The sequence below is a fragment of the Escherichia sp. E1130 genome, from assembly GCF_005781065.1.
Classification (GTDB): Bacteria; Pseudomonadota; Gammaproteobacteria; order Enterobacterales; family Enterobacteriaceae; genus Escherichia.
Genome location: NZ_VATL01000016.1, coordinates 181,392 through 205,578 on the forward strand (window position 1 = coordinate 181,392; position 24,187 = coordinate 205,578).

25 protein-coding genes and 1 tRNA gene are annotated in these 24,187 nt (G+C 47.6%); 16 read left to right on the plus strand and 10 right to left on the minus strand.

The window, feature by feature from the left end; translation table 11 throughout:
- Positions 1-20 precede the first annotated feature (20 nt).
- From efeO to phoH, 3 genes are all read left to right on the plus strand, one after another.
- Positions 21-1,148: an iron uptake system protein EfeO gene (efeO, locus tag FEK66_RS16305; RefSeq protein ID WP_135493714.1), complete on the plus strand. Its 1,128-nt coding sequence runs from the start codon at positions 21-23 to the stop codon at positions 1,146-1,148.
- Positions 1,149-1,153: 5 nt separating this feature from the next.
- On the plus strand, positions 1,154-2,425 hold the full coding sequence (gene efeB / locus FEK66_RS16310; protein WP_135493716.1) for an iron uptake transporter deferrochelatase/peroxidase subunit: 1,272 nt from the start codon (positions 1,154-1,156) through the stop codon (positions 2,423-2,425).
- A gap of 625 nt (positions 2,426-3,050) precedes the next feature.
- Complete coding sequence (phoH, locus tag FEK66_RS16315; RefSeq protein ID WP_167850467.1) at positions 3,051-3,839, plus strand: phosphate starvation-inducible protein PhoH; 789 nt, start codon at positions 3,051-3,053, stop codon at positions 3,837-3,839.
- 113 nt (positions 3,840-3,952) lie between these two features.
- On the opposite strand, the gene FEK66_RS16320 is transcribed toward phoH, so the two are convergent.
- The 3 genes from FEK66_RS16320 to FEK66_RS16330 form a co-directional block, all read right to left on the minus strand.
- Positions 3,953-4,813, minus strand: a complete 861-nt coding sequence (locus tag FEK66_RS16320) for a hypothetical protein (protein WP_138211504.1) — start codon at positions 4,811-4,813, stop codon at positions 3,953-3,955.
- A 209-nt stretch (positions 4,814-5,022) separates the two neighbouring features.
- Positions 5,023-5,400 (minus strand): DUF1878 family protein, encoded by a 378-nt coding sequence (locus FEK66_RS16325; protein WP_130205450.1) that lies wholly within the window; start codon positions 5,398-5,400, stop codon positions 5,023-5,025.
- 784 nt (positions 5,401-6,184) lie between these two features.
- A tRNA-Ser gene (locus tag FEK66_RS16330) sits at positions 6,185-6,272 on the minus strand.
- A gap of 233 nt (positions 6,273-6,505) precedes the next feature.
- On the opposite strand from FEK66_RS16330, the gene ghrA reads away from it, so the two are divergent.
- The 4 genes from ghrA to FEK66_RS16350 all read left to right on the plus strand — a co-directional run bounded on the left by ghrA (position 6,506) and on the right by FEK66_RS16350 (position 9,407).
- The gene (gene ghrA, locus FEK66_RS16335) at positions 6,506-7,444 is read left to right on the plus strand and encodes a glyoxylate/hydroxypyruvate reductase GhrA (RefSeq protein WP_135493720.1); all 939 of its coding nucleotides are present in this window, start codon (positions 6,506-6,508) and stop codon (positions 7,442-7,444) included.
- Positions 7,445-7,498: 54 nt separating this feature from the next.
- Positions 7,499-8,236, plus strand: coding sequence for a zinc-binding phosphatase (ycdX, locus tag FEK66_RS16340; RefSeq protein ID WP_130205456.1), 738 nt, complete (start codon positions 7,499-7,501; stop codon positions 8,234-8,236).
- A gap of 23 nt (positions 8,237-8,259) precedes the next feature.
- The gene (ycdY, locus tag FEK66_RS16345) at positions 8,260-8,814 is read left to right on the plus strand and encodes a molecular chaperone YcdY (protein ID WP_130205458.1); all 555 of its coding nucleotides are present in this window, start codon (positions 8,260-8,262) and stop codon (positions 8,812-8,814) included.
- Between the two features lie 101 nt (positions 8,815-8,915).
- Entirely contained in the window at positions 8,916-9,407 is a 492-nt protein-coding gene (locus tag FEK66_RS16350; protein ID WP_130205460.1) for a DUF1097 domain-containing protein, read from the plus strand.
- A 61-nt stretch (positions 9,408-9,468) separates the two neighbouring features.
- Here FEK66_RS16350 and csgG read toward each other — a convergent pair whose 3' ends face one another.
- Genes csgG through csgD form a run of 4 tightly spaced genes read right to left on the minus strand, consistent with a single transcriptional unit; the run spans position 9,469 to position 11,811 of the window.
- Positions 9,469-10,302: a curli production assembly/transport protein CsgG gene (gene csgG / locus FEK66_RS16355; protein ID WP_130205462.1), complete on the minus strand. Its 834-nt coding sequence runs from the start codon at positions 10,300-10,302 to the stop codon at positions 9,469-9,471.
- A gap of 25 nt (positions 10,303-10,327) precedes the next feature.
- Positions 10,328-10,744: a curli production assembly/transport protein CsgF gene (csgF, locus tag FEK66_RS16360; RefSeq protein ID WP_130205464.1), complete on the minus strand. Its 417-nt coding sequence runs from the start codon at positions 10,742-10,744 to the stop codon at positions 10,328-10,330.
- Positions 10,745-10,766: 22 nt separating this feature from the next.
- Positions 10,767-11,156 carry a curli production assembly/transport protein CsgE gene (gene csgE / locus FEK66_RS16365; protein ID WP_130205465.1) on the minus strand — a complete coding sequence of 130 codons (390 nt, stop codon included), beginning with the start codon at positions 11,154-11,156 and terminating at the stop codon, positions 10,767-10,769.
- Between the two features lie 4 nt (positions 11,157-11,160).
- Positions 11,161-11,811 (minus strand): biofilm master transcriptional regulator CsgD, encoded by a 651-nt coding sequence (gene csgD / locus FEK66_RS16370; protein WP_064528493.1) that lies wholly within the window; start codon positions 11,809-11,811, stop codon positions 11,161-11,163.
- A gap of 757 nt (positions 11,812-12,568) precedes the next feature.
- Here csgD and csgB point away from each other — a divergent pair.
- The 6 genes from csgB to clsC all read left to right on the plus strand — a co-directional run bounded on the left by csgB (position 12,569) and on the right by clsC (position 16,394).
- Complete coding sequence (gene csgB / locus FEK66_RS16375; protein ID WP_130205467.1) at positions 12,569-13,024, plus strand: curli minor subunit CsgB; 456 nt, start codon at positions 12,569-12,571, stop codon at positions 13,022-13,024.
- A gap of 40 nt (positions 13,025-13,064) precedes the next feature.
- Entirely contained in the window at positions 13,065-13,523 is a 459-nt protein-coding gene (gene csgA / locus FEK66_RS16380) for a curli major subunit CsgA (RefSeq protein WP_000771421.1), read from the plus strand.
- Between the two features lie 58 nt (positions 13,524-13,581).
- The gene (gene csgC / locus FEK66_RS16385) at positions 13,582-13,914 is read left to right on the plus strand and encodes a curli assembly chaperone CsgC (RefSeq protein WP_000992819.1); all 333 of its coding nucleotides are present in this window, start codon (positions 13,582-13,584) and stop codon (positions 13,912-13,914) included.
- A 117-nt stretch (positions 13,915-14,031) separates the two neighbouring features.
- Positions 14,032-14,343 (plus strand): type 1 fimbrial protein, encoded by a 312-nt coding sequence (locus FEK66_RS16390; RefSeq protein ID WP_135493722.1) that lies wholly within the window; start codon positions 14,032-14,034, stop codon positions 14,341-14,343.
- A 94-nt stretch (positions 14,344-14,437) separates the two neighbouring features.
- Positions 14,438-14,971: an O-acetyl-ADP-ribose deacetylase gene (ymdB, locus tag FEK66_RS16395; RefSeq protein WP_130205473.1), complete on the plus strand. Its 534-nt coding sequence runs from the start codon at positions 14,438-14,440 to the stop codon at positions 14,969-14,971.
- Positions 14,913-16,394, plus strand: coding sequence for a cardiolipin synthase ClsC (clsC, locus tag FEK66_RS16400; RefSeq protein WP_135493724.1), 1,482 nt, complete (start codon positions 14,913-14,915; stop codon positions 16,392-16,394). Before ymdB ends, clsC begins: the two co-directional genes overlap by 59 nt.
- 7 nt (positions 16,395-16,401) lie before the next feature.
- Here the strand turns inward: clsC and mdoC are convergent, their stop codons facing one another.
- Positions 16,402-17,559 (minus strand): glucans biosynthesis protein MdoC, encoded by a 1,158-nt coding sequence (mdoC, locus tag FEK66_RS16405; protein ID WP_131162257.1) that lies wholly within the window; start codon positions 17,557-17,559, stop codon positions 16,402-16,404.
- A 393-nt stretch (positions 17,560-17,952) separates the two neighbouring features.
- Between mdoC and mdoG the strand changes: the two genes are divergently transcribed.
- From mdoG to FEK66_RS16420, 3 genes are all read left to right on the plus strand, one after another.
- Positions 17,953-19,488 carry a glucans biosynthesis protein MdoG gene (mdoG, locus tag FEK66_RS16410; protein WP_130258319.1) on the plus strand — a complete coding sequence of 512 codons (1,536 nt, stop codon included), beginning with the start codon at positions 17,953-17,955 and terminating at the stop codon, positions 19,486-19,488.
- Positions 19,481-22,024, plus strand: coding sequence for a glucans biosynthesis glucosyltransferase MdoH (gene mdoH, locus FEK66_RS16415; RefSeq protein ID WP_138211505.1), 2,544 nt, complete (start codon positions 19,481-19,483; stop codon positions 22,022-22,024). Before mdoG ends, mdoH begins: the two co-directional genes overlap by 8 nt.
- A 171-nt stretch (positions 22,025-22,195) precedes the next feature.
- Entirely contained in the window at positions 22,196-22,423 is a 228-nt protein-coding gene (locus tag FEK66_RS16420) for a YceK/YidQ family lipoprotein (protein WP_064528511.1), read from the plus strand.
- Here the strand turns inward: FEK66_RS16420 and FEK66_RS16425 are convergent, their stop codons facing one another.
- Both FEK66_RS16425 and mdtG read right to left on the minus strand, forming a co-directional pair.
- Positions 22,424-22,798 (minus strand): MysB family protein, encoded by a 375-nt coding sequence (locus tag FEK66_RS16425; protein ID WP_130205483.1) that lies wholly within the window; start codon positions 22,796-22,798, stop codon positions 22,424-22,426.
- A gap of 82 nt (positions 22,799-22,880) precedes the next feature.
- Positions 22,881-24,107, minus strand: coding sequence for a multidrug efflux MFS transporter MdtG (gene mdtG, locus FEK66_RS16430; RefSeq protein WP_130215860.1), 1,227 nt, complete (start codon positions 24,105-24,107; stop codon positions 22,881-22,883).
- Positions 24,108-24,187 lie beyond the last annotated feature (80 nt).

The following is a 24,187-nucleotide window of genomic DNA, read 5'->3' on the forward strand; positions in this document are numbered from 1 at the left end:
TTTAAAGGGATAGTCTCGTCATGACCATTGACTTCCGCCGTAACGCATTGCAGTTGAGCGTGGCTGCGCTGTTTTCTTCTGCTTTTATGGCTAACGCCGCTGATGTGCCGCAGGTCAAAGTGACCGTGACGGATAAGCAGTGCGAACCGATGTCCATTACGGTTAACGCCGGGAAAACGCAATTTATCATTCAGAACCACAGCCAGAAGGCGCTGGAGTGGGAGATTCTTAAAGGCGTAATGGTAGTGGAAGAGCGGGAAAATATCGCCCCTGGCTTTAGCCAGAAAATGACGGCGAATTTACAGCCTGGCGAATACGATATGACCTGCGGTCTGCTCACTAACCCGAAAGGGAAGTTGATCGTCAAAGGCGAGGCAACGGCGGATGCGGCGCAAAGTGATGCGCTGTTAAGTCTTGGTGGTGCAATTACTGCATATAAAGCGTATGTCATGGCAGAAACCGCGCAGCTGGTGACCGACACTAAAGCCTTTACCGACGCCATCAAAGCAGGCGATATCGAAAAAGCGAAAGCACTGTATGCGCCGACGCGTCAGCACTATGAGCGCATCGAACCGATTGCTGAACTGTTCTCCGATCTGGATGGCAGCATTGACGCCCGTGAAGATGATTACGAGCAAAAAGCCGCCGATCCGAAATTCACCGGTTTCCACCGTCTGGAAAAAGCATTGTTTGGCGACAACACCACCAAAGGGATGGATACGTACGCTGACCAGCTTTATACCGATGTGGTCGATTTGCAAAAACGCATCAGTGAACTGGCTTTCCCACCTTCAAAAGTGGTCGGCGGCGCAGCCGGACTGATTGAGGAAGTGGCAGCCAGCAAAATTAGCGGTGAAGAAGATCGCTACAGCCACACCGATCTGTGGGACTTCCAGGCTAACGTTGAAGGCTCGCAGAAAATTGTCGATCTGCTGCGTCCACAACTGCAAAAAGCCAACCCGGAGCTGCTGGCAAAAGTCGATGCTAACTTCAAAAAGGTCGATACCATTCTGGCGAAATACCGTACCAAAGACGGTTTTGAAACCTACGACAAGCTGACCGACGCCGACCGTAACGCGCTGAAAGGGCCGATTACTGCGCTGGCGGAAGATCTGGCGCAACTTCGCGGTGTGCTGGGGCTGGACTAAGCGTTATGCAGTATGAAGATGAAAACGGCGTGAATGAACTGTCACGCCGGCGTTTATTGAAAGGGATTGGTGCGCTGGCGCTGGCGGGAAGTTGTCCGGTCGCTCATGCACAAAAAACGCAAAGTGTGCCGGGTACGCTTTCACCGGATGCACGTAATGAGAAACAGCCGTTTTACGGTGAGCATCAGGCAGGGATCCTGACGCCACAACAGGCCGCAATGATGCTGGTGGCGTTTGATGTGCTTGCCAGCGATAAAGCCGATCTTGAACGATTGTTTCGCTTGTTGACTCAGCGTTTTGCTTTTCTGACTCAGGGCGGAGCGGCACCAGAAACACCAAATCCGCGCCTGCCACCACTCGATTCCGGCATTCTTGGCGACTACATTGCGCCCGATAATCTCACCATCACGTTATCGGTGGGCCACTCATTGTTTGATGAACGGTTTGGGCTTGCGCCGCAGATGCCGAAAAAGTTGCAGAAGATGACGCGTTTCCCCAACGACTCGCTTGATGCGGCGTTATGTCATGGTGATGTGTTGCTACAAATTTGCGCCAACACCCAGGACACGGTGATCCATGCGCTGCGCGATATCATCAAACACACGCCGGATTTGCTCAGTGTGCGCTGGAAGCGGGAAGGGTTTATTTCCGATCACGCGGCGCGTAGTAAAGGCAAAGAGACGCCGATAAATTTGCTGGGCTTTAAAGACGGCACTGCCAATCCCGACAGCCAGAATGATAAGTTGATGCAAAAAGTGGTGTGGGTCACGGCAGATCAGCAGGAGCCTACGTGGGCTATCGGCGGCAGCTACCAGGCGGTGCGCTTGATTCAGTTTCGAGTGGAATTTTGGGACAGAACGCCGCTGAAAGAACAGCAGACGATTTTTGGTCGTGATAAGCGAACCGGTGCGCCGCTGGGGATGAAGCATGAGCACGATGTGCCGGATTACGCCAGCGATCCGGAAGGGAAGGTGATTGCGCTGGACAGCCATATTCGTCTGGCGAATCCCCGCACGGCGGAGAGTGAGTCCAGTCTGATGCTGCGTCGTGGCTACAGTTATTCGTTGGGCGTCACCAACTCCGGGCAACTGGATATGGGGTTATTGTTTGTCTGCTACCAACACGATCTGGAAAAGGGCTTCCTGACAGTACAAAAAAGGCTCAATGGCGAAGCGCTGGAGGAATACGTCAAACCTATCGGCGGCGGTTATTTTTATGCGTTGCCGGGGGTGAAGGACGCGAATGATTACCTGGGAAGGGCGCTATTGCAGGTTTAATGTTTTTAGGCGGATAAGGAGTTCGTCGCATCATGCCAGATGCGACGCTTGCGCGTCTTATCAGGCCTACAATCGGTGCTGGCTCGGTAGGCCGAATAAGGCGTTTACGCCGCATCCAGCAAACACAAGGTACATCTTACCAGTACTGCGAATCCTGCTGAAAGCACACAGCTTTTTTCATCACTGTCATCACTCTGTCATCTTTCCAGTAGAAAGTGATGTCACTGAAATGGTGTTTTATGGTTAGATGGAAGTAAAAATATTGTTGCAATGAATGCAAAAACTGTTGTACTTATTAAGTAACAGCGGTAGTTCCCGGCAGTGATAGTCAGTCACTATGGAGATCGCGGATGGTAACGTCCTGCACTGGACATGTTTTTGACAATCAACGCTCAACCAAACGCGGAGATTTCTCCTCCGGTAGCAACTTCGTCACTCTGTATTTTTACTCACTTCCTCCCTTTTCTCGTGTTACCGACGCCGTAAATGGTGCGCGTAGCCGTTATCGGTGTTATTTCCAAAAGCAAACTATGGCTTACAAGGAAGCCAACCCTCTGATGTTCGTGCGCATAATCGCGCTGCCAACGGCGCGTGTGATGAATACAAACAACTCAAGGTGCTCTCCATGGGAAGACAAAAAGCAGTGATCAAAGCTCGTCGCGAAGCAAAACGTGTGCTGAGACGGGATTCACGCAGCCATAAACAGCGTGAAGAAGAATCGGTCACCTCGCTTGTGCAGATGAGCGGCGTAGAAGCCATTGGTATGGCCCGCGACAGTCGCGATACTTCGCCAATCGTGGCGCGAAATGAAGCGCAATTGCACTATCTGAAGGCTATTGAGAGTAAGCAGCTGATATTCGCTACGGGCGAAGCCGGGTGCGGTAAAACCTGGATCAGTGCGGCAAAAGCGGCTGAGGCCCTGATACATAAGGATGTCGACAGGATCATCGTCACCCGTCCAGTTTTGCAAGCCGATGAAGACCTTGGCTTCTTACCTGGAGATATCGCAGAAAAGTTTGCTCCCTATTTTCGTCCGGTCTATGACGTGCTGGTCCGGCGCCTGGGGGCTTCCTTTATGCAGTATTGCCTGCGACCGGAAATAGGGAAGGTGGAAATCGCGCCGTTCGCCTATATGCGTGGACGTACCTTTGAAAATGCAGTTGTCATTCTTGACGAGGCGCAGAATGTGACTGCCGCGCAAATGAAAATGTTTTTAACCCGCCTCGGGGAAAACGTAACGGTTATCGTCAATGGTGATATCACGCAATGCGATCTGCCTCGCGGCGTGCGCTCCGGATTAAGTGATGCGCTGGAACGTTTCGAAGAAGATGAAATGGTCGGGATCGTCCGGTTCGGCAAAAATGATTGCGTACGTTCGGCACTTTGCCAACGTACGCTACATGCCTATAGTTAAGCGCATTACAAACGCAGAGCCCGGGCTAACCGGGCTTTGTTTTTGCTGTTTATGCCCGGAGTGCAAATTTATCTAAAACCACCTACAGCCGGTTTAGTTGCAATGCAGGATAGCTATTTTAAATAATAAAGTCTGTTCTCAATATATTCATTCAGTTTTGTCAGCTCTTCTGCGATTTTTTCCTTGTTCAATTCATTGTTGTCAGTCATGGTTAATAAAATCAATTCCTTTGATTTTTTTGATAAAATTCCAGGGTGGAAATTTATGCTGTTATACATTTCATGAAGAATGTTGAGCAATTCGCTATTAAAAAAGTCAATATTATCCATGTTGTCGATTTGAGGATTGTTGTCTTGAAAATTTTTTATGATTTTACATATTTTTATAATGAAATAAAACTCAATGTTTCTCTGGGTTTGTTCTTCTGGTGTGAAAATTGGAAAGTCATATTGTTCACATATTGTATCATAATCATCAAACTTATCATTTTCAATTGACCATAATTTTCTCTTTTCTATTTTATCCTTTGTTGATTTTATCTCTGAAAACATTCTTTTTATTATCAATAAAATGATGGCCGTGACAAATAAAATAATTACGCCAATATGTGTGGAGTAATAAAAAAGTAACATGATAAATGAAATTACTGGTAGTGCTAATGAAGTAATAATCAATAAATTACCGACTTTACTATATGAGTGTAGCTCAAAAATGAATTCCCTTTCGTCACTTGCGAATATGTAAAATAATGAGAAGCCTGTGTTCAGTAATGTTGATATTGCGAAACCTAACGTAGCCCACCATAGCGGAAAACTATTGGAGATATTAACAGGGGGTACACTAAAAAGCCCAATAAAAAAGGTAAAGCAGGCTCCAGTAAGAATTGAGTGAAAATATGAAAACCATTTTATACTCTCCCCTGTATGATACCCTTTTTTATATGCACGCCAGGCAATCCGCTTTGTATTATACATGGTTCTATCCTTAAATTTATTTATTATGAAAACTATACTTATTGATATTAATACATGCGCAAGATTATTATTAATATCGTATGTAATTTACTGCCTCATCGCCCGAATCAATGCCATATCAGTTTGTGCATTAGATTAGTTGATAAATAAATGATTATGAACAAAAGCATTTATCTGGTAATAGATTTAGCCTACTACCAGATAAACAATCAGTTATTGTGGCGAATAATTTGGTAAAACTCGGCAGGTATGTTGGGGCCAAAACTCAGCGCATATTGATAACAAACATCTGTCCACTGATGGTTTTTGTAAAAAGCAAGAATAACTTGTTTTACCATTTGGTATTCAATATCGAGTTCATCTTTTAAGTCGTTTTCAAATTCATACCATTTTAATTTTTCATTGTTGCTTAATTTTTCATCGTATTTTTCAAATATATCATGTGTACGATTAATGTTTTTTTCATTCCAATCCATTGAAATAGTTAATGACTCCACAGGATGATTATGGTAATCGATTATGTCACCAAGGATACTTATATGGTATTTCAATTTTTCAATTTCTTTTGAAATTTCAGTTAAGTTCATGCTTTATCCTCCATTTTAGAATTTGTAGAATTCATCGCAGATATGACATCTTGAGTCTTTATTTGTAGATCATGAACATATGCGAGTCTGGAGTGCCTGAATGCCAACCTGTTTCGTAAGAGTTAAGATTTATTTTGCTTCAACAAGAAGCAGGTGAGTATCAGCATCAGGATCTTTTGTATCAAGAGTTCCTAAAGCAATATCGGAAACTCTTTTGTCTTGTGCTCGCTTCAGAAAAGCATAGTCATGCTGTCTGTTATTAAAGGATACTCCCATCCATTTACCCGCAATAGTTAGAATTGAATCACTTTGTACATTTATATTCAGCTTTTGCCTTGGTAAATAATAAATATTATTTCGGTATTATCTAATGCAAAAATGATTTTGCAAAACAAGGTATCGCTTACCTCATCCTTTCTGAACGCAACAGGAGACTATGTTGGGAAATTCCTCGTCGCCCTGCGGGCAGCCTGCTCACTGCGTTCGCGGTCTGTCCAACTGGCTGCCGCCAGTTGTCGAACCCGGTCCGGGATTCTCATCCCCGCCAGGTTGTGCAATATGCGAAAAAAAAGCCCGTACTTTCGTACGAGCTCTTCTTTAAATATGGCGGTGAGGCGGGGATTGACTCGCTTCGCTCGCCCTGCGGGCAGCCCGCTCACTGCGTTCCGGTCTGTCCAACTGGCTGCCGCCAGTTGTCGAACCCGGTCCGGGATTCTCATCCCCGCCAGGTTGTGCAATATGCGAAAAAAAAGCCCGTACTTTCGTACGAGCTCTTCTTTAAATATGGCGGTGAGGCGGGGATTCGAACCCCGGATACGTTGCCGTATACACACTTTCCAGGCGTGCTCCTTCAGCCACTCGGACACCTCACCAAATTGTTGTTCCTGTCTTGCTGGAACGGGCGCTAATTTAGGGAAATAGTCGCCTCGGGTCAACAAACTTTTTTTAAAAAAAGTGCGTTTATTCAAACTTCAATCAATTTGCGGCTTAAATAAGCAAGTTTCGCTTTTTTTGCCACCGACAGCAGATTTGCTATTCTGATGTTCCTTGCAGATCATAACAATAAGCGCGAATAAATTCCGCTCAACTCTTTTCGGGAGCCAATATGGATATCATCTTTTATCACCCAACCTTTGACTCAAAATGGTGGATTGAGGCGCTGAGTAAAGCGATACCTCATGCCAGGGTCAGAGCCTGGAAAAACGGAGATAACCAGGGCGCGGATTATGCGTTAGTCTGGCATCCTCCAGTTGAAATGCTGGCAGGACGCGATCTTAAAGCTGTGTTTGCACTAGGCGCCGGTGTGGATTCTATATTGAGTAAACTACAGGCACACCCTGAAATGCTTAAACCCTCCATTCCGCTTTTCCGCCTGGAAGATACCGGTATGGGCGAGCAAATGCAGGAATATGCTGTCAGCCAGGTGCTACATTGGTTCCGACGTTTTGACGATTATCGAATCCAGCAAAATGCTTCACACTGGCAACCGCTGCCTGAATATCATCGGGAAGATTTTACAATTGGCATCCTGGGCGCTGGCGTGTTGGGCGGTAAAGTCGCACAAAGTCTACAAACATGGCGCTTTCCGCTGCGTTGCTGGAGTCGCAGTCGTAAATCCTGGCCAGATGTACAAAGCTTTGCTGGAGGCGAAGAGCTGAAGGCATTTCTGAGTCAATGCCGGGTACTGATTAATCTGTTGCCGAATACGCCCGAAACCGTCGGCATTATTAATCAACAATTATTCAATCAATTACCGGATGGCGCGTATCTTCTCAATCTGGCGCGTGGCGTCCATGTGGTGGAAGATGACCTGCTCGCGGCGCTGGAAAGTGGCAAGATTAAAGGAGCAATGCTGGATGTTTTTAATCGTGAACCTTTACCGCCGGAAAGCCCGCTCTGGCAACATCCACGCGTCACGATAACGCCACATGTGGCAGCTATTACTCGCCCCGTCGAAGCAGTGGAGTATATTTCACGCACCATTTCCCAGCTAGAAAGAGGTGAAGCCGTCAGCGGGCAAGTCGACCGAGTTCGAGGCTACTAATAAAGCGCCAGGATTCCTGCTATCCTTGGCAAGAATTGAATACAGGAGAGAGTTATGTATCCCGTCGACCTACATATGCATACCGTTGCCAGCACGCATGCATACAGCACATTAAGTGACTACATTGCCCAGGCTAAACAGAAGGGAATCAAGCTTTTTGCAATTACCGATCACGGCCCGGATATGGAAGATGCGCCGCATCACTGGCATTTCATTAATATGCGTATTTGGCCACGAGTGGTTGATGGGGTAGGGATCCTGCGCGGCATTGAAGCCAACATTAAAAATGTTGACGGTGAAATTGACTGTAGCGGCAAAATGTTTGAGTCGCTGGATTTAATCATTGCTGGTTTTCATGAACCGGTTTTTGCACCACATGATGAAGCGACCAATACGCAAGCGATGATCGCGACTATCGCCAGCGGCAATGTGCACATAATAAGCCATCCGGGCAATCCGAAATATTCCATTGATTTCAAAGCAGTTGCGGAAGCAGCCGCGAAACACCAGGTCGCGCTGGAAATCAATAATTCGTCCTTCCTACACTCGCGCAAAGGCAGTGAAGATAACTGCCGTGCAGTTGCCGCTGCGGTGCGCGATGCTGGCGGTTGGGTGGCATTAGGCTCGGATTCTCATACCGCGTTTACTATGGGTGATTTTGAAGAGTGTCGTAAAATTCTTGACGCGGTTGATTTTCCAGAAGAACGCATTTTGAATGTTTCACCGCGCCGTTTACTCAACTTCCTGGAATCCCGCGGTATGGCGCCGATTGCGGAATTTGCTGAACTTTAATTGCTTTTAATGGAAATAAATAAATGAACGAGTTTTCTATCCTGTGTCGTGTACTGGGGTCACTTTATTACCGCCAACCGCAGGACCCTTTACTGGTTCCGCTGTTTACCCTGATTCGTGAGGGAAAATTGGCAGCGAGCTGGCCTCTGGAGCAGGATGAGTTGCTGGCACGCTTGCAGAAAAGTTGTGATATGGCGCAAGTATCTGCCGATTACAATGCGCTGTTTATCGGCGATGAATGTGCAGTACCGCCTTACCGCAGTGCCTGGGTTGAGGGCGCGACGGAAGCGGAAGTGCGTGCTTTTCTTTCAGAACGCGGGATGCCGTTAGCAGATACGCCAGCCGATCACATCGGCACGTTACTGCTCGCGGCTTCCTGGCTGGAAGATCAGTCAACGGAAGATGAAAGCGAAGCACTGGAAACGTTGTTCAGCGAGTATCTGTTGCCGTGGTGTGGCGCATTTCTCGGTAAAATTGAGGCCCATGCAACCACGCCGTTCTGGCGCACTATGGCACCACTGACCCGCGATGCTATCGGCGCAATGTGGGATGAACTTGAGGAAGAAAAAGAAGAATAAGTGTGATCGTGGTCACTAATGAATGCAACATCAAACTCTACGTTGCATAAAATGTGTGCTCGATCTCATTCATGGCCGCGTTTTCTGCTATCATTCGCGGCATGAACATACTTCTCTCTATTGCAATCACAACAGGCATTCTCTCCGGTATCTGGGGATGGGTGGCTGTTTCCCTTGGTTTACTCAGCTGGGCGGGTTTCCTTGGCTGCACGGCCTACTTTGCCTGTCCGCAAGGCGGCCTGAAAGGGTTGGCGATCTCCGCTGCGACGCTGCTTAGCGGTGTGGTGTGGGCAATGGTCATTATTTACGGTAGTGCGCTGGCACCCCATCTGGAAATAGTTGGCTATGTCATGACTGGCATTGTCGCTTTCCTGATGTGTATTCAGGCCAAACAGCTATTGCTGTCATTTGTTCCGGGTACATTTATCGGTGCGTGTGCGACGTTTGCCGCGCAGGGAAACTGGAAACTGGTATTGCCATCTCTGGCGCTTGGGCTGGTGTTTGGTTACGCGATGAAAAACAGTGGGCTTTGGTTGGCGGCGCGCAGTGCTAAGACCGCTAACCATGAGCAACAAGTAAAAAATAAAGCGTGAGAGAATCACGCTTTATATTGAATACGTAAAGGCCGGATTAATACTCCGGCTTTTTTATGGATCAGGATTCCGGCGGTACTGACAGATGGCGGTATTTCACCAGAATGTCATTCTGCAGATCTGCTTTATTCTGCAAATCCCACAGACCGCGGTCGATACCATCATTAATCAGGAAGATAACACCGGTTTCAATCGCCGACATCAGGCATAGCATAACGGGTTCGTTTGAGGTATATCCTACTTCCCCTTCCAGTAACCGCTGGTAGTCGATAAAGCGGAAGACGCCGGCCTGGACTTCATAGGAAAGAATGGTCTTACTGGTGTTCACTGATGACAGGATTTCACCGGTGCTGACATTAACGACACGCAAGTTCACCGCGATTTGGTCAAGTTGGTACTGCGTATCGGCGCCAATACCGAAGTATCTCGCCCCGGCACCGCCCGATTTCACGTTACTTTCATAACCAATAATCGAACCTTCAACCATGATATTGGCTGCTGTCAGCGACTGTAGCGGGATCCGGTTATTGAGCGCAACGGTGCCATTTTCCTGTGCCGCACGAATAATCTTACGTTCGTTCAGTAAGTTTTGTAGGCCCTGACGCTCCAGCGGTACAAACCAACGCGAATCTTTCAATGCGGTGACCAACATAGCGGTCGCGCTTTGCGGAACTGCGGTGGAGAAGTTACTTGCCGGATAGGGTTTAAATTGTCCAGTTTCATCCTGGATGTTGTATACCGAGACAAAGATTTTGCCCGTTGGCGAAGGCAAATGGGTTAAATCTTTGTAGCTTTGAGCTCGAGGCATTAATGTCGGCTTGGCGGCTTCTTTTGGTGGTGCGGTTAAGCATCCACTCAGCAACATGACTGCAACCAAAACAAATAAGCGCTGCATATTATTTTCCTTACAAAGCTGGGGCTTAAAAATCGGTTGAGTTATTTTGTAATCCCGAAACCTGAATCGTGGACGTTTGACCCGTTTTACGATCGGTTACGTTCAGTTGCAGCTGACCATCCCGGTTGGCAATATCGACGATATATTCGTTAGTCACCATTCGTCCTGGCTGACCCGTATTAATATTTGTCAGCAGCCCACCTAATATTTGTGACTGAATGGCCTGGGTGAAGTTATCTAACGCCGAGGGTGTTTCAATACCAAAGTCATCATTATAGCTAGGGTCTTTATACGAGTTCTGTGCCTGGGCGCTGTTTAGTAAAAAAGCACCATTGTTGGGGTTGCCACCAAAATTAGGATTGCGGAACTGGAAGGTCATATTCCCGGCCCAACTTATTGGCGAAATTAGCATGAGTAGAATTACTGCATGTTTGACACGCATTGCAGCCTCCGGACAATTTAATTTAAAATTCATCAGGCGCTAAATCGCCCGTACTCAGTAAAGCCTGACTAATCTGTCGACGGTTCAGTGCTTCTTCAGTTTGTGCCAGTGCAAAGACAACAGTTTTCTCGAAGTCTCTTTTCAATGGGAATAAAAAAGTCTGGAAAATAACGTCCTGATTTACCGTTATGGTGATCCAGCTTCCCCATCGTGCACTGGGCCTTTCATTAATCGTCAAGTTCCCGGTATAGCTACTTTCCCATTTATCACTAAAGGCACGATAAAAATCATGTCCAATGGATGAAACAGTATGGTCAGTTAACAATCCCGGTACTTCTACCTCTACGGCGTGAACATTCCCCGCAGCGAAGAAAATATTCGCTGCTACAATCCAGCATAAATAACGTTTCATGGCTTTATCGCCTGAGGTTATCGTTTGCCCATGAGACTGCTTGAGTCCGGTTTTTGACTGCTATCTTCTTGAAAAGATTATAAAGATGCGTTTTAACCGTATTTTCGCTGATGAACAGCGAACGAGCAATCTCGTTATTGGAGGCGCCGATACGCAGTTTATTAAGGATCTCTTTTTCCCTATGAGTAAGGAGGGCAGATTCCGTGCTGTTATAACGATAGTTACCTGAATGTGTAATCAGATAGCTGGCAAGTTTTTGCGTAAAGTAGCATTCCCCGCGTAAGACGCCTTGCAACCCATTGATGACGCGTTCTTGATCCTCCAGGGCGTAAAAAACACCGTTGATATGAGGCCAGTTTTCAATGTCGCGGTACGGGTAATCGTCTGGAGTATTTAACAACAGTGTTTTGATGTTGTTGTGTTTTCTGCTTAATGTATCTTGCCAGTAATGGATGAGTTTTTTATCTGCTTCCATCATATCCAACAAAATAATGCAGCCAGAAGATATATCGTCCAGAGAACGTTGAATGTTATGTAGTTTTCCTGTGATTGCCAGCGATTGTTTTAAATGCTGCAATAACGCAGTCGCTTGCAAGGAAGGTTTAGTGATTAACAGTAATGTATGACCATGAATACTATGGACTTCATTAAACATGATGAAACCCCGCTCTTTTTATTAATCGCACACCTGACAGCTGCCTTTATTCAATAAAGGCACCAGAAGTACTGACAGATGTTGCACTGCTGTGTGTAGTAATAAATCAACCCTAAATGGGTAAAAAATAAAACTAATGGATTACATCTGATTTCAATCTAGCCATTACAAATCTTAAATCAAGTGTTAAACATGTAACAAAATGTAATCTGGTAATTAAATTTGTTAACATTAAGGGGTTGTTAAGTTTGGTAATGATAGAAAAGTTGTACATATGGCTTTTATTGCACAATTTTGAAAAGTCATACAAATACACGTAACTACATGATTATTTTAATAAATGTTATTTATCTCTGGTCCTTTTGTTGCGCTAAAATTGTCTGCATTTTCAGATTCTCTTCATGGACAATTTTTGGCTGCAAAAAAACGATGTTTGTGACGGCTTGTCAGGCAAACATATCGACAGAATCTTCGTGAATCATGAGGAGAGATAGTTTGTCGAATTTTCGCGGTCAAAAAACGACGGTTTAAAAGTAAACAAAATAATTTTTGCGTAAATAACAGCGTATTTACGCGAGTTTTAATACTTTGGCATGAGTAAAAAAAGAAAAATACAACGCGCGGGTGAGTTATTAAAAATATTTCCGCAGACATACTTTCCATCGTAACGCAGCGTTAACAAAAAACGGTTTGCGTTAACAACCAAGTTGAAATGATTTAAATTTCTTAAATGTACGACCAGGTCCAGGGTGACAACATGAAAAACAGATTGTTATTTATGATGTTAACAGTACTGGGTGCGCCTGGGATTGCAGCCGCGGCAGGTTATGATTTAGCTAATTCAGAGTATAACTTTGCGGTAAATGAATTGAGTAAGTCTTCATTTAATCAGGCAGCCATAATTGGTCAAGCTGGTGCTAATAATAGTGCACAGTTACGGCAGGGAGGCTCTAAACTTTTGTCGGTTGTTTCGCAAGATGGTAATAACAACCGGGCAAAGATTGACCAGACAGGAGATTATAACCTTGCGTATATTGATCAGGCGGGCAATGCCAACGATGCCAGTATTTCGCAGGGCGCATATGGTAATACTGCAATGATTATCCAGAAAGGTTCTGGTAATAAAGCAAATATTACGCAGTATGGTACTCAAAAAACGGCAATTGTAGTGCAGAGACAGTCGCAAATGGCTATTCGCGTAACACAGCGTTAATTTCCATTCGACTTTTAAATCAATCCGATGGGGGTTTTACATGAAACTTTTAAAAGTAGCAGCAATTGCAGCAATCGTATTCTCCGGTAGCGCTCTGGCAGGTTCTATTCCTCAGTACGGCGGTGGCGGCGGCAACCACGGTGGTGGCGGTAATAACAGCGGCCCGAATTCTGAACTGAATATTTACCAATACGGTGGCGGTAACTCTGCTGTTGCATTGCAGGCTGATGCCCGCAACTCTGATCTGACTATTACCCAGCACGGCGGCGGTAACGGCGCAGACGTGGGACAAGGTTCTGATGACAGCTCAATTGAACTGACCCAACGTGGCTTTGGTAACAGCGCGACACTGGATCAGTGGAACGGTAAAAACTCTGAAATGACTGTTAAACAGTTCGGTGGCGGCAACGGTGCAGCAGTTGACCAGACTGCATCTAACTCCAGCGTCAACGTAACTCAGGTTGGCTTTGGTAACAACGCGACCGCTCATCAGTACTAATATAGAATTTGTATTACAGAAACAGGGCGCAAGCCCTGTTTTTTTTCGGGAGAATAGTATGAACGCGTTATTACTTCTCGCGGCGCTTTCCAGCCAGATAACCTTTAATACAACCCAGCAAGGTGACATGTACACCATTATTCCTGAGGTTACTCTGACGCAATCATGCTTGTGCCGGGTGCAAATATTATCTCTGCGTGAAGGCAGTTCGGGACAAAGTCAGACGAAGCAAGAAAAGACCCTTTCATTACCCGCTAATCAACCCATTGCCTTGACGAAGTTGAGTTTAAATATTTCCCCGGACGATCGGGTGAAAATAGTTGTTACTGTTTCTGATGGACAGTCACTTCATTTATCACAACAATGGCCGCCCTCTTCAGGAAAGTCTTAATGTATTGATAGTTGAGCATAAAATGAGCCGGAAGAGAATGGTCTGATACGAATCGACCACCTGAAAGCATGGATAACACACCCTCAAGGATGATTAATCATTGAGGAAATAGAAGAGATGTTCAGACCGTTATTAAACTCCCTTATGCTTGGCAGCCTGGTTTTTCCTTTTTTTGCAACAGCGGAAAGCAATGTGCAAGGTGGCGTGATTCATTTTTATGGTCAAATTGTGGAACCGGCGTGTGACGTGAGCTCCCTACAAGCGCCAGTTGAAATGACCTGTATGCAAAATGGTCCTGTACAGAGCAAAACGTATTCCAGCAAAGAGCTAATGAGCGGCAAAGTTAAAAATGCGCAAATTGCCTCAGTAAAAGTGCAGTATCTTGATGAGCAGAAAAAGCTGGCTGTGATGAATATCGAATATAACTAAGTTTCTGAACCACTCACGTCGCCGACAAGAAAAATGCGATTTCTCTAAAAACCCTGCTGTACACTTAAGAAACAAGATGGTGTAAGGAGGCGTTATGAAATCGCGTATTCATGTTGTACAGGGCGATATTACCAAACTGGCTGTTGATGTGATTGTTAATGCGGCAAATCCATCGTTGATGGGGGGAGGCGGCGTCGATGGCGCTATACATCGCGCTGCCGGTCCGGCGCTGCTGGATGCCTGTTTAAAAGTCAGACAACAACAGGGCGATTGCCCTACGGGACACGCAGTAATTACCCTCGCAGGCGATCTCCCCGCCAAAGCTGTTGTACATACTGTTGGACCCGTGTGGCGCGGCGGAGAACAAAATGAAGATCAGCTATTGCAGGATGCCTATCTCAATAGTCTGCGACTGGTGGCGGCGAACAGTTATACATCGGTAGCTTTCCCTGCCATTAGTACTGGTGTTTATGGATACCCACGTGCAGCAGCAGCTGAAATAGCAGTAAAAACCGTTTGGGAATTTATTATCCGTCACGCTTTACCCGAGCAGGTATACTTTGTCTGTTATGATGAAGAAAACGCCCATCTCTACGAAAGACTCCTTACCCAACAAGGAGATGAATGATTTGCCTCGGCTGGCGAGCGCGGTGTTGCACTTGTGTTCGCAACATCCAGGACTGTGCGGCATTTTCCCCCTTGATAAAGGTCTGGATGCGTTTGCCGCACGTTATCGCCTGGCAGAAATGGCGGAACATACGCTGGATGTTCAGTATTACATCTGGCAGGACGATATGTCGGGGCGGTTACTGTTTTCCGCTCTGTTAGCCGCCGCGAAGCGTGGCGTTCGCGTTCGTTTGTTGCTTGATGACAACAATACCCCCGGACTTGATGACATTTTACGCTTGCTCGATAGCCACCCGCGGATTGAAGTTCGACTTTTCAATCCTTTCTCATTTCGCTTATTGCGTCCGCTTGGCTATATCACCGATTTTTCCCGTCTCAATCGACGTATGCACAATAAGAGTTTTACCGTCGATGGCGTGGTGACGCTGGTGGGGGGGAGAAACATTGGCGATGCATATTTTGGTGCAGGAGAAGAACCGCTTTTTTCAGATTTAGATGTGATGGCAATGGGGCCGGTTGTGGAGGACGTCGCTGATGATTTCGCCCGCTACTGGTATTGCAAATCAGTTTCACCCTTGCAGCATGTTCTGGATGTGCCAGAAGGTGAAATGGCTGATCGTATTGAACTACCCGCATCCTGGCATAATGACAGCATCACGCATCGCTATTTGCGTAAACTGGAATCAAGCCCTTTTATGAATCAAATCGTTGAGGGGGCGTTACCGCTTATTTGGGCAAAAACGCGTTTATTAAGTGATGATCCTGCGAAAGGGGAGGGCAAAGCAAAACGCCATTCCCTTCTGCCGCAGCGACTGTTCGATATCATGGGGTCACCCGGTGAGCGGATTGATATTATCTCTTCCTATTTTGTGCCGACGCGTGCAGGTGTAGCGCAACTGTTACGGATGGTAAGAAAAGGGGTAAAGATAGCAATCTTAACCAACTCACTTGCCGCCAATGATGTCGCTGTGGTGCATGCTGGCTACGCACGCTGGCGCAAAAAATTGCTCCGTTATGGCGTGGAACTCTATGAACTAAAGCCGACGCAGGAACAACCCGGTACACTGCACGACCGCGGAATAACCGGGAATTCCGGTGCCAGTCTGCATGCCAAGACCTTCAGTGTCGATGGCAAAACCGTATTTATTGGTTCATTCAATTTCGACCCGCGTTCAACATTACTCAACACTGAAATGGGCCTGGTAATAGAGAGCAAAATGCTGGCGCAACTGATCGATAAACGCTTTATTCAGAGTCAGTATGATGCGGCCTGGCAGCTGCGTCTGGATCGATGGGGGCGGATTAACTGGGTCGATCGTCGCGGGAAGGAAGAAATTATTCTCAAAAAAGAACCCGCAACCAGTTTCTGGAAGCGGGTTTTGGTCAGACTGGCGTCAATATTACCCGTTGAATGGTTATTGTAAGTGTGGCTCAGCGGGCTGGCGCTTTATCATTCTCGCGCTTAGTGGCCGGTTTTCCGGAGAACAAAAACTTCAACAACGGAATGCGTAAATGAATTTCATACAGAATTATCGCAATCCCTATCACAAATATCAGGCCGCAGAGAAAACCAAGCCAATTTGAGGTGATATGCGGGGTGATGTATGCGCCGAAAAACAGCGTTAACGGGTGGTGAACCAGGTAGATAAACAGCGATGCGTTTACAAAGTAGGTCACCCGTGCCGACTGAAAATTGAGCAAGCGGTGACCAAAGGAGAAAACCACATTCACCATCCACAAGCCGAGTACCATCGTGATCACCGACTCGGTTTCATACATCCAGGCATCACCGCTACCGTAACGTTGATTGAGCAAATATGCGACAAATGCCATTGCTGCAGCGAGTGTGCAACCACGAGAAGGTGTGGTAAACAAGGCTTTAAGATTAGGGAAAATAAAAGCTAATGCACCAAGGATAAAAAACGGCATATAAAACAGCGTCTGCATGAAAATAAAATTGAACATGCCATCGCTTAAAATAGGCGGATAAACGATAAAGAGCGTTCTTCTTATTGCCGCATAGCCGATGCCGAGGCATAAGAAGATCACCGATAGTTTAGCCATTGAGAATTTTTTATTTTTGTTATCGGAATTATCTAAATTATCTTTGATGCGCTTAAATATCCATATGCAAAGTGTCGTCATGACCACCAATACCAGTAAAAACCACAGGTGCGAAATTAATTCCCAGGCCAGTGTATTATATTTGTCATACAATGACAGGCCAGGCCAGCTTTCTGCTTTGCCTTTGACATACTGCAGCATAATGAATTGCGGCAAGGTCAGCAGGGGAATGGCCGTTAACATCGGGATCCCCACGCGTTCGACACGAACTTTCCACCATTTTTTCAATGGGTAGCGCAAAAAAAGCATGTAGGAAAAATAACCAGAAATAACGAAAAATACCTGCATGCGGAACGAGTGGATGAAATCGTTAAAAAGTGTCAGCCACCAGGACGGCTCTGCGCTATTCACATGCCAGGTGTGGCTTGAATAGATTAAAGAAATATGAAAAGGGATCCCTAACAACATCAACCAGGCGCGGATGGAGTCGAGGAAATATTCACGCTGCGCGGGTACTGGATTCATATATGGTTAACTAATCTCGGATTTTTCGTCTTATCCCTGCCGGGGAATGCCTTTAGGCTTTTGCCATAACAACATCGACCTGACCGCATCTGGCACAGGCTTCGCGGGTGTTTTTGCGCGGCATAGTCACTACCACTAACCAAAATGGAAGCGTCTGTAAGACTGTTGATAAATAAATTTGCTGGCAAACCCTACACGAACTCGCTGCTTCTGTCTTTAGGAGAAGCACGGAAAGTGAAAACGGCCGCAATCAAGTGCTTAATCCATGAGCCAGCATGCTGAATAACGCCGGGATTCTGTTGTCGTAATGGCTGGTTATCCATTAAAATAGATCGGATCGATATAAGCACACAAAGGGGGAAGTGCTTACTTATTATGAAACATAAACTACAAATGATGAAAATGCGTTGGTTGAGTGCTGCAGTAATGTTAACCCTGTATACCTCTTCAAGCTGGGCGTTCAGCATTGACGATGTTGCAAAGCAAGCTCAATCCTTAGCCGGAAAAGGCTATGAGGCGCCTAAAAGCAACTTGCCCTCCGTTTTCCGCGACATGAAATACGCGGACTATCAGCAGATCCAGTTTAATCATGACAAAGCCTACTGGAACAATCTGAAGACCCCATTCAAGCTCGAGTTCTACCATCAGGGTATGTACTTCGACACGCCGGTCAAAATCAATGAAGTTACTGCAACGGCAGTAAAAAGAATCAAATACAGTCCGGATTATTTTACATTCGGCGATGTTCAGCATGACAAAGACACGGTAAAAGACCTTGGTTTTGCCGGTTTTAAAGTGCTTTACCCGATCAACAGCAAAGATAAAAACGATGAAATCGTCAGCATGCTCGGGGCCAGCTATTTCCGCGTGATTGGTGCAGGTCAGGTTTATGGCCTTTCTGCCCGCGGCCTGGCAATTGATACCGCGTTGCCATCCGGTGAAGAATTTCCGCGCTTTAAAGAGTTTTGGATCGAGCGACCAAAACCGACTGATAAACGTTTAACCATTTATGCATTGCTTGACTCACCGCGAGCGACAGGCGCTTACAAGTTTGTGGTTATGCCAGGACGTGACACGGTTGTTGATGTGCAGTCTAAAATTTATCTGCGCGACAAAGTCGGCAAACTGGGTGTTGCGCCGCTAACCAGTATGTTCCTGTTCGGACCGAACCAGCCGTCTCCGGCGAATAACTATCGTCCGGAATTGCACGACTCAAACGGCTTGTCTATCCATGCCGGTAACGGCGAGTGGATCTGGCGTCCGCTGAATAACCCGAAACATCTGGCAGTTAGCAGCTTCTCTATGGAGAATCCGCAAGGGTTTGGTCTGTTACAGCGTGGCCGCAACTTCTCTCGTTTTGAAGATCTCGACGACCGTTACGATCTGCGTCCAAGCGCCTGGGTAACACCGAAAGGGGAGTGGGGCAAAGGTAGCGTTGAGTTGGTAGAAATCCCGACTAACGATGAAACTAACGATAACATCGTCGCTTACTGGACGCCGGACCAGCTGCCGGAACCGGGTAAAGAGATGAACTTTAAATACACCATCACCTTCAGCCGGGACGAAGACAAATTGCATGCGCCAGATAACGCCTGGGTACAGCAGACGCGTCGTTCAACGGGGGATGTGAAACAATCAAACCTGATTCGTCAACCTGACGGTACTATCGCCTTTGTGGTCGATTTTACTGGTGCAGAAATGAAAAAACTGCCAGCGGATACGCCAGTCACCGCACAAACCAGTATTGGCGATAATGGTGAGATTGTAGAGAGTACAGTGCGTTATAACCCGGTCACCAAAGGCTGGCGTCTGGTAATGCGCGTGAAAGTGAAAGATGCCAAGAAAACCACTGAAATGCGTGCTGCGCTGGTGAATGCCGATCAGACGTTGAGTGAAACCTGGAGCTACCAGTTACCTGCCAATGAATAAAACAACTGAGTACATTGACGCAATGCCCATCTCCGCCAGTGAGAAAGCGGCATTGCCGAAGACCGATATCCGCGCCGTTCATCAGGCGCTGGATGCCGAACACCGCATCTATGCGCGGGAGGATGACTCCCCACAAGGGTCGGTGAAGGCACGTCTTGAACAAGCCTGGCCGGATTCGCTGGCTGATGGGCAGTTAATTAAAGACGACGAAGGACGCGATCAGCTGCAGGCCATGCCGAAAGCAAAACGTTCCTCTATGTTTCCCGACCCGTGGCGAACTAACCCGGTAGGGCGATTCTGGGATCGTCTGCGCGGACGCGATGTGACACCGCGCTATCTGGCTCGGTTGACCAAAGAAGAACAGGAAAGCGAGCAAAAGTGGCGTACCGTCGGGACAATCCGTCGTTATATCCTGCTTATCCTGACACTGGCGCAAACCGTTGTCGCTACCTGGTACATGAAGACGATTCTGCCGTACCAGGGGTGGGCGTTTATTAATCCGGTTGATATGGTCGATCAGGATCTGTGGGTTTCCTTTATGCAGCTCCTGCCCTATATGCTGCAAACCGGCATTCTGATCCTCTTTGCTGTTCTTTTCTGCTGGGTGTCTGCCGGTTTCTGGACCGCGTTGATGGGGTTCCTGCAACTGCTCATTGGTCGCGATAAATACAGTATTTCTGCGTCGACCGTTGGCGATGAACCGCTAAATCCGGAGCATCGTACGGCATTGATCATGCCCATCTGTAATGAAGACGTGAATCGCGTCTTTGCAGGCTTGCGCGCAACGTGGGAATCGGTAAAAGCCACCGGCAATGCTAAACACTTTGATGTCTACATTCTGAGTGATAGTTACAACCCGGATATCTGCGTCGCAGAGCAAAAAGCCTGGATGGAGCTTATCGCTGAAGTCGGCGGCGAAGGGCAGATTTTCTATCGCCGCCGCCGCCGTCGTGTAAAGCGTAAAAGCGGTAATATCGATGACTTCTGCCGTCGCTGGGGCAGTCAGTACAGCTACATGGTAGTGCTGGATGCCGATTCAGTGATGACCGGTGATTGCTTGTGCGGCCTGGTGCGCCTGATGGAAGCCAACCCGAACGCCGGGATTATCCAGTCTTCGCCGAAAGCATCTGGTATGGATACGCTGTACGCGCGCTGCCAGCAGTTTGCGACCCGTGTTTATGGGCCATTGTTCACTGCCGGTCTGCACTTCTGGCAACTTGGCGAGTCGCACTATTGGGGGCATAACGCGATTATCCGCGTGAAACCCTTTATCGAGCACTGCGCGCTGGCGCCGTTGCCGGGTGAAGGCTCTTTTGCCGGTTCAATCCTGTCGCACGACTTTGTAGAAGCGGCACTGATGCGCCGTGCAGGTTGGGGAGTATGGATTGCGTACGATCTCCCGGGCTCTTATGAAGAGTTGCCACCAAACTTGCTGGACGAGCTAAAGCGTGACCGTCGCTGGTGTCACGGCAACCTGATGAACTTCCGCCTGTTCCTGGTCAAAGGGATGCACCCGGTACACCGTGCGGTGTTCCTGACGGGGGTAATGTCTTATCTCTCTGCGCCGCTGTGGTTTATGTTCCTCGCGCTCTCGACCGCATTGCAGGTAGTGCATGCGTTGACCGAACCGCAATACTTCCTGCAACCACGGCAGTTGTTTCCGGTGTGGCCGCAATGGCGTCCTGAACTGGCGATTGCACTGTTTGCCTCAACAATGGTGCTGCTGTTCCTGCCAAAATTGTTGAGTATTTTGCTCATCTGGTGCAAAGGGACTAAAGAGTATGGTGGCTTCTGGCGCGTCACCTTGTCGCTGCTACTGGAAGTGCTGTTCTCCGTACTGCTGGCGCCGGTGCGCATGCTGTTTCATACGGTATTTGTGGTCAGTGCCTTCCTCGGCTGGGAGGTAGTGTGGAATTCACCGCAACGTGATGATGACTCCACTTCCTGGGGAGAAGCGTTTAAACGTCACGGTTCGCAACTGTTACTGGGTCTTGTGTGGGCGGTTGGCATGGCATGGCTGGATCTGAGATTCCTGTTCTGGCTGGCGCCGATTGTCTTCTCGCTGATCCTGTCACCGTTTGTTTCGGTGATCTCCAGCCGTGCGACTGTGGGGCTGCGTGCTAAACGCTGGAAACTGTTCCTGATCCCGGAAGAGTATTCACCGCCGCAGGTGCTGGTAGATACCGATCGTTTCCTTGAGATGAACCGTCAACGTTCTCTCGACGATGGCTTTATGCACGCGGTATTTAACCCGTCGTTTAACGCCCTGGCAACGGCAATGGCGACCGCTCGTCACCGCGCCAGTAAGGTGCTGGAAATCGCCCGTGACCGCCACGTTGAACAGGCGCTGAACGAGACGCCAGCGAAGCTGAACCGCGATCGTCGTCTGGTGCTTTTGAGCGATCCGGTAACGATGGCACGTTTGCATTTCCGCGTATGGAACTCTCCGGAGAAATATTCTTCATGGGTGAGTTACTATGAAGGGATAAAGCTGAATCCACAGGCATTGCGTAACCCGGATGCGGCTTCGCAATAAAAACGTAGTTGCCTGATGCGCTACGCTTATCAGGCCTACATCGTTCCTGCAATATGTTGAGTTTGCAAGATTTTGTAGGTCGGATAAGGCGTTCACGCCGCATCCGGCAAAACAACGAGCCAATAAAAATACCGGCGTAATGCCGGTATTTTTTTAGGAAAGAGGTATCAAATGCGTTTCATTGTAGTAGGCATCATGGTTACCTTACTGAGTGGCTGTGGCAGCATCATTAGCCGCACTATACCGGGGCAGGGGCATGGCAACCAATATTATCCCGGGGTGCAATGGGATGTTCGTGACTCCGCATGGCGCTATGTTACGATCCTCGATCTGCCGTTCTCCCTCGTCTTTGATACCTTACTGCTGCCTATTGATATTCAACATGGGCCATATGAGTAATTAACGCTCATCCCATTCATCGGCGGCAGCGCGTCCTTCTTCAGTATCCAGGGGCGGCTCAAGCTGAAATTCGCCTTCGTCCCATTCATGCAGCGTATTTTCATCCTGCCATTCCTGGCGGATTTCAATTTCATCATAATCGCCGTCAAAGACGCTTTGTGCAGCTTCACCGCTGAACATTGGCAGACATTCACCTTCTTCGCCTTCATCAGCAAAAAACTCAACCTGCCACATAATGTCGCCATCTTGCAGAATATATTTCTGGACATTGAACTGTTGCACATTTGCTTCATCTGCATCGATTCCGGGGTTGTCAGCAAGAAATTCTTCCCGTGCGGCATCAATGGCTTCTTCAAGCGTTGCGTACATAGTCATCACGATTCTCCCTTTGATTTGATGATGTATTCAGGGAAAGAATAGCTGATTATGCGCTTTTGCAAGTATGAAAGGCGAAAAATCAGCCTGTCACTTGGGGCAATCGGCGGCGACGCAAACTGTTCCAGGAATAAACCGCGTTAAACAACACAACTCCTGCGGTGACCAGAAACACTGCGCGGAAACCATAGTTTGCCGAGATAGCCGCGCCCATCAATGGTCCCGTAACATTGCCAATATCACGAAATGACTGGTTGTAGCTGAAAATTCGTCCGGCGATTTGGTTTGTTGAGTTATAGACCAGTAGCGTTTGTACTGCGGGGAGTAACGCACCATCGGCGGCCCCGAGTAAAAAGCGTAAAACCCCCAGTTGGAATGGTGTCTGGACGTAAGACATAGGGATTAACAGCAGCACAGAAAAGAGCAGCGCCGTTATCAGGATCTTCTCTGGCCCGATACGATCCCCCAGTTTGCCAAGTCGTGGCGCGCTAAGTAGCGCAGCCACGCCGGGGACCGAGGCAATCATGCCGCTGATAAAAGCAACATTACTGACATTCCCCGCCAGTTCGCGGACATAGAGTGTCAGGATTGGCGCGATTGAACCGGTGGCGACCTGGATGATTAATGTTGTGACAAACAGGCTAAGTACCAGCTTCGGGTTTTTAAGCGATGTCACGACATCCCGCATGTGCAGCATCTCTTTTTTGCTGACTGGCTGGAATTTCTCTTTGATACAAAATAGGGTGACGAAAAAGCAGAGTATTAGCACACTGGCGGTAATAAAAAATACCGGACGTAAGCCGTAGTTATCGGCGAGCAAGCCGCCAGCCATGGGGCCGAGCAGCGCGCCGCTAACCCCACCGGTAGAGAGCGTACCCAGCGCCCAGCCGCTTTTATTGCGTGGGACCTGAGTGGCGATAAGTGCGTTGGCATTAGGGACAAATCCACCGAGCAGACCCAGCAATGCTCGCAGGATCAGAAATTGCCAGATATTTTGCACTACCCCCATCAACACCATCACGATACCCATCCCGAGGGCAGAGCGCAGGAGCATAATTTTTCGACCTTTGCGGTCAGCTAATCCTCCCCAGAACGGAGAAGCAATGGCGGAAAATAGAAAGGTAATACTGAAGACAATCCCTGACCACATATTTAGTGCTGAGTGGCCCGTAACGCCAAGTTGCTCAACGTAGAGGGGTAAGAACGGCATTACCAGACTGAAGGCGGCGCCGGTAAGAAAACAGCCAAGCCAGGCAACGAGCAGGTTTCGTTTCCAGTTTATGGGAGTGTCATTTTCACAGGGTGACATAGCAATCCGCTGTTGGTGCGCCAGGGCGCGGTGAACAAGAGAATAAAAGATAAGCACACTAATTATGCGCCTGACTTATA

Bases quoted from the DNA above. Each gene is read 5' to 3' on its own strand.
- csgB (WP_130205467.1), top strand. From the start codon at position 12,569: ATGAAAAACAGATTGTTATTTATGATGTTAACAGTACTGGGTGCGCCT.
- efeB (WP_135493716.1), top strand. From the start codon at position 1,154: ATGCAGTATGAAGATGAAAACGGCGTGAATGAACTGTCACGCCGGCGT.
- FEK66_RS16325 (WP_130205450.1), bottom strand. From the start codon at position 5,400: ATGAACTTAACTGAAATTTCAAAAGAAATTGAAAAATTGAAATACCAT.
- clsC (WP_135493724.1), top strand. From the start codon at position 14,913: ATGATGAAGAAAACGCCCATCTCTACGAAAGACTCCTTACCCAACAAG.
- csgD (WP_064528493.1), bottom strand. From the start codon at position 11,811: ATGTTTAATGAAGTCCATAGTATTCATGGTCATACATTACTGTTAATC.
- FEK66_RS16320 (WP_138211504.1), bottom strand. From the start codon at position 4,813: ATGTATAATACAAAGCGGATTGCCTGGCGTGCATATAAAAAAGGGTAT.
- csgE (WP_130205465.1), bottom strand. From the start codon at position 11,156: ATGAAACGTTATTTATGCTGGATTGTAGCAGCGAATATTTTCTTCGCT.
- mdoH (WP_138211505.1), top strand. From the start codon at position 19,481: ATGAATAAAACAACTGAGTACATTGACGCAATGCCCATCTCCGCCAGT.
- ymdB (WP_130205473.1), top strand. From the start codon at position 14,438: ATGAAATCGCGTATTCATGTTGTACAGGGCGATATTACCAAACTGGCT.
- efeO (WP_135493714.1), top strand. From the start codon at position 21: ATGACCATTGACTTCCGCCGTAACGCATTGCAGTTGAGCGTGGCTGCG.
- FEK66_RS16420 (WP_064528511.1), top strand. From the start codon at position 22,196: ATGCGTTTCATTGTAGTAGGCATCATGGTTACCTTACTGAGTGGCTGT.
- csgF (WP_130205464.1), bottom strand. From the start codon at position 10,744: ATGCGTGTCAAACATGCAGTAATTCTACTCATGCTAATTTCGCCAATA.
- ycdX (WP_130205456.1), top strand. From the start codon at position 7,499: ATGTATCCCGTCGACCTACATATGCATACCGTTGCCAGCACGCATGCA.
- ycdY (WP_130205458.1), top strand. From the start codon at position 8,260: ATGAACGAGTTTTCTATCCTGTGTCGTGTACTGGGGTCACTTTATTAC.
- csgC (WP_000992819.1), top strand. From the start codon at position 13,582: ATGAACGCGTTATTACTTCTCGCGGCGCTTTCCAGCCAGATAACCTTT.
- mdtG (WP_130215860.1), bottom strand. From the start codon at position 24,107: ATGTCACCCTGTGAAAATGACACTCCCATAAACTGGAAACGAAACCTG.
- mdoC (WP_131162257.1), bottom strand. From the start codon at position 17,559: ATGAATCCAGTACCCGCGCAGCGTGAATATTTCCTCGACTCCATCCGC.
- FEK66_RS16390 (WP_135493722.1), top strand. From the start codon at position 14,032: ATGTTCAGACCGTTATTAAACTCCCTTATGCTTGGCAGCCTGGTTTTT.
- phoH (WP_167850467.1), top strand. From the start codon at position 3,051: ATGGGAAGACAAAAAGCAGTGATCAAAGCTCGTCGCGAAGCAAAACGT.
- ghrA (WP_135493720.1), top strand. From the start codon at position 6,506: ATGGATATCATCTTTTATCACCCAACCTTTGACTCAAAATGGTGGATT.
- FEK66_RS16350 (WP_130205460.1), top strand. From the start codon at position 8,916: ATGAACATACTTCTCTCTATTGCAATCACAACAGGCATTCTCTCCGGT.
- FEK66_RS16425 (WP_130205483.1), bottom strand. From the start codon at position 22,798: ATGACTATGTACGCAACGCTTGAAGAAGCCATTGATGCCGCACGGGAA.
- csgA (WP_000771421.1), top strand. From the start codon at position 13,065: ATGAAACTTTTAAAAGTAGCAGCAATTGCAGCAATCGTATTCTCCGGT.
- mdoG (WP_130258319.1), top strand. From the start codon at position 17,953: ATGATGAAAATGCGTTGGTTGAGTGCTGCAGTAATGTTAACCCTGTAT.
- csgG (WP_130205462.1), bottom strand. From the start codon at position 10,302: ATGCAGCGCTTATTTGTTTTGGTTGCAGTCATGTTGCTGAGTGGATGC.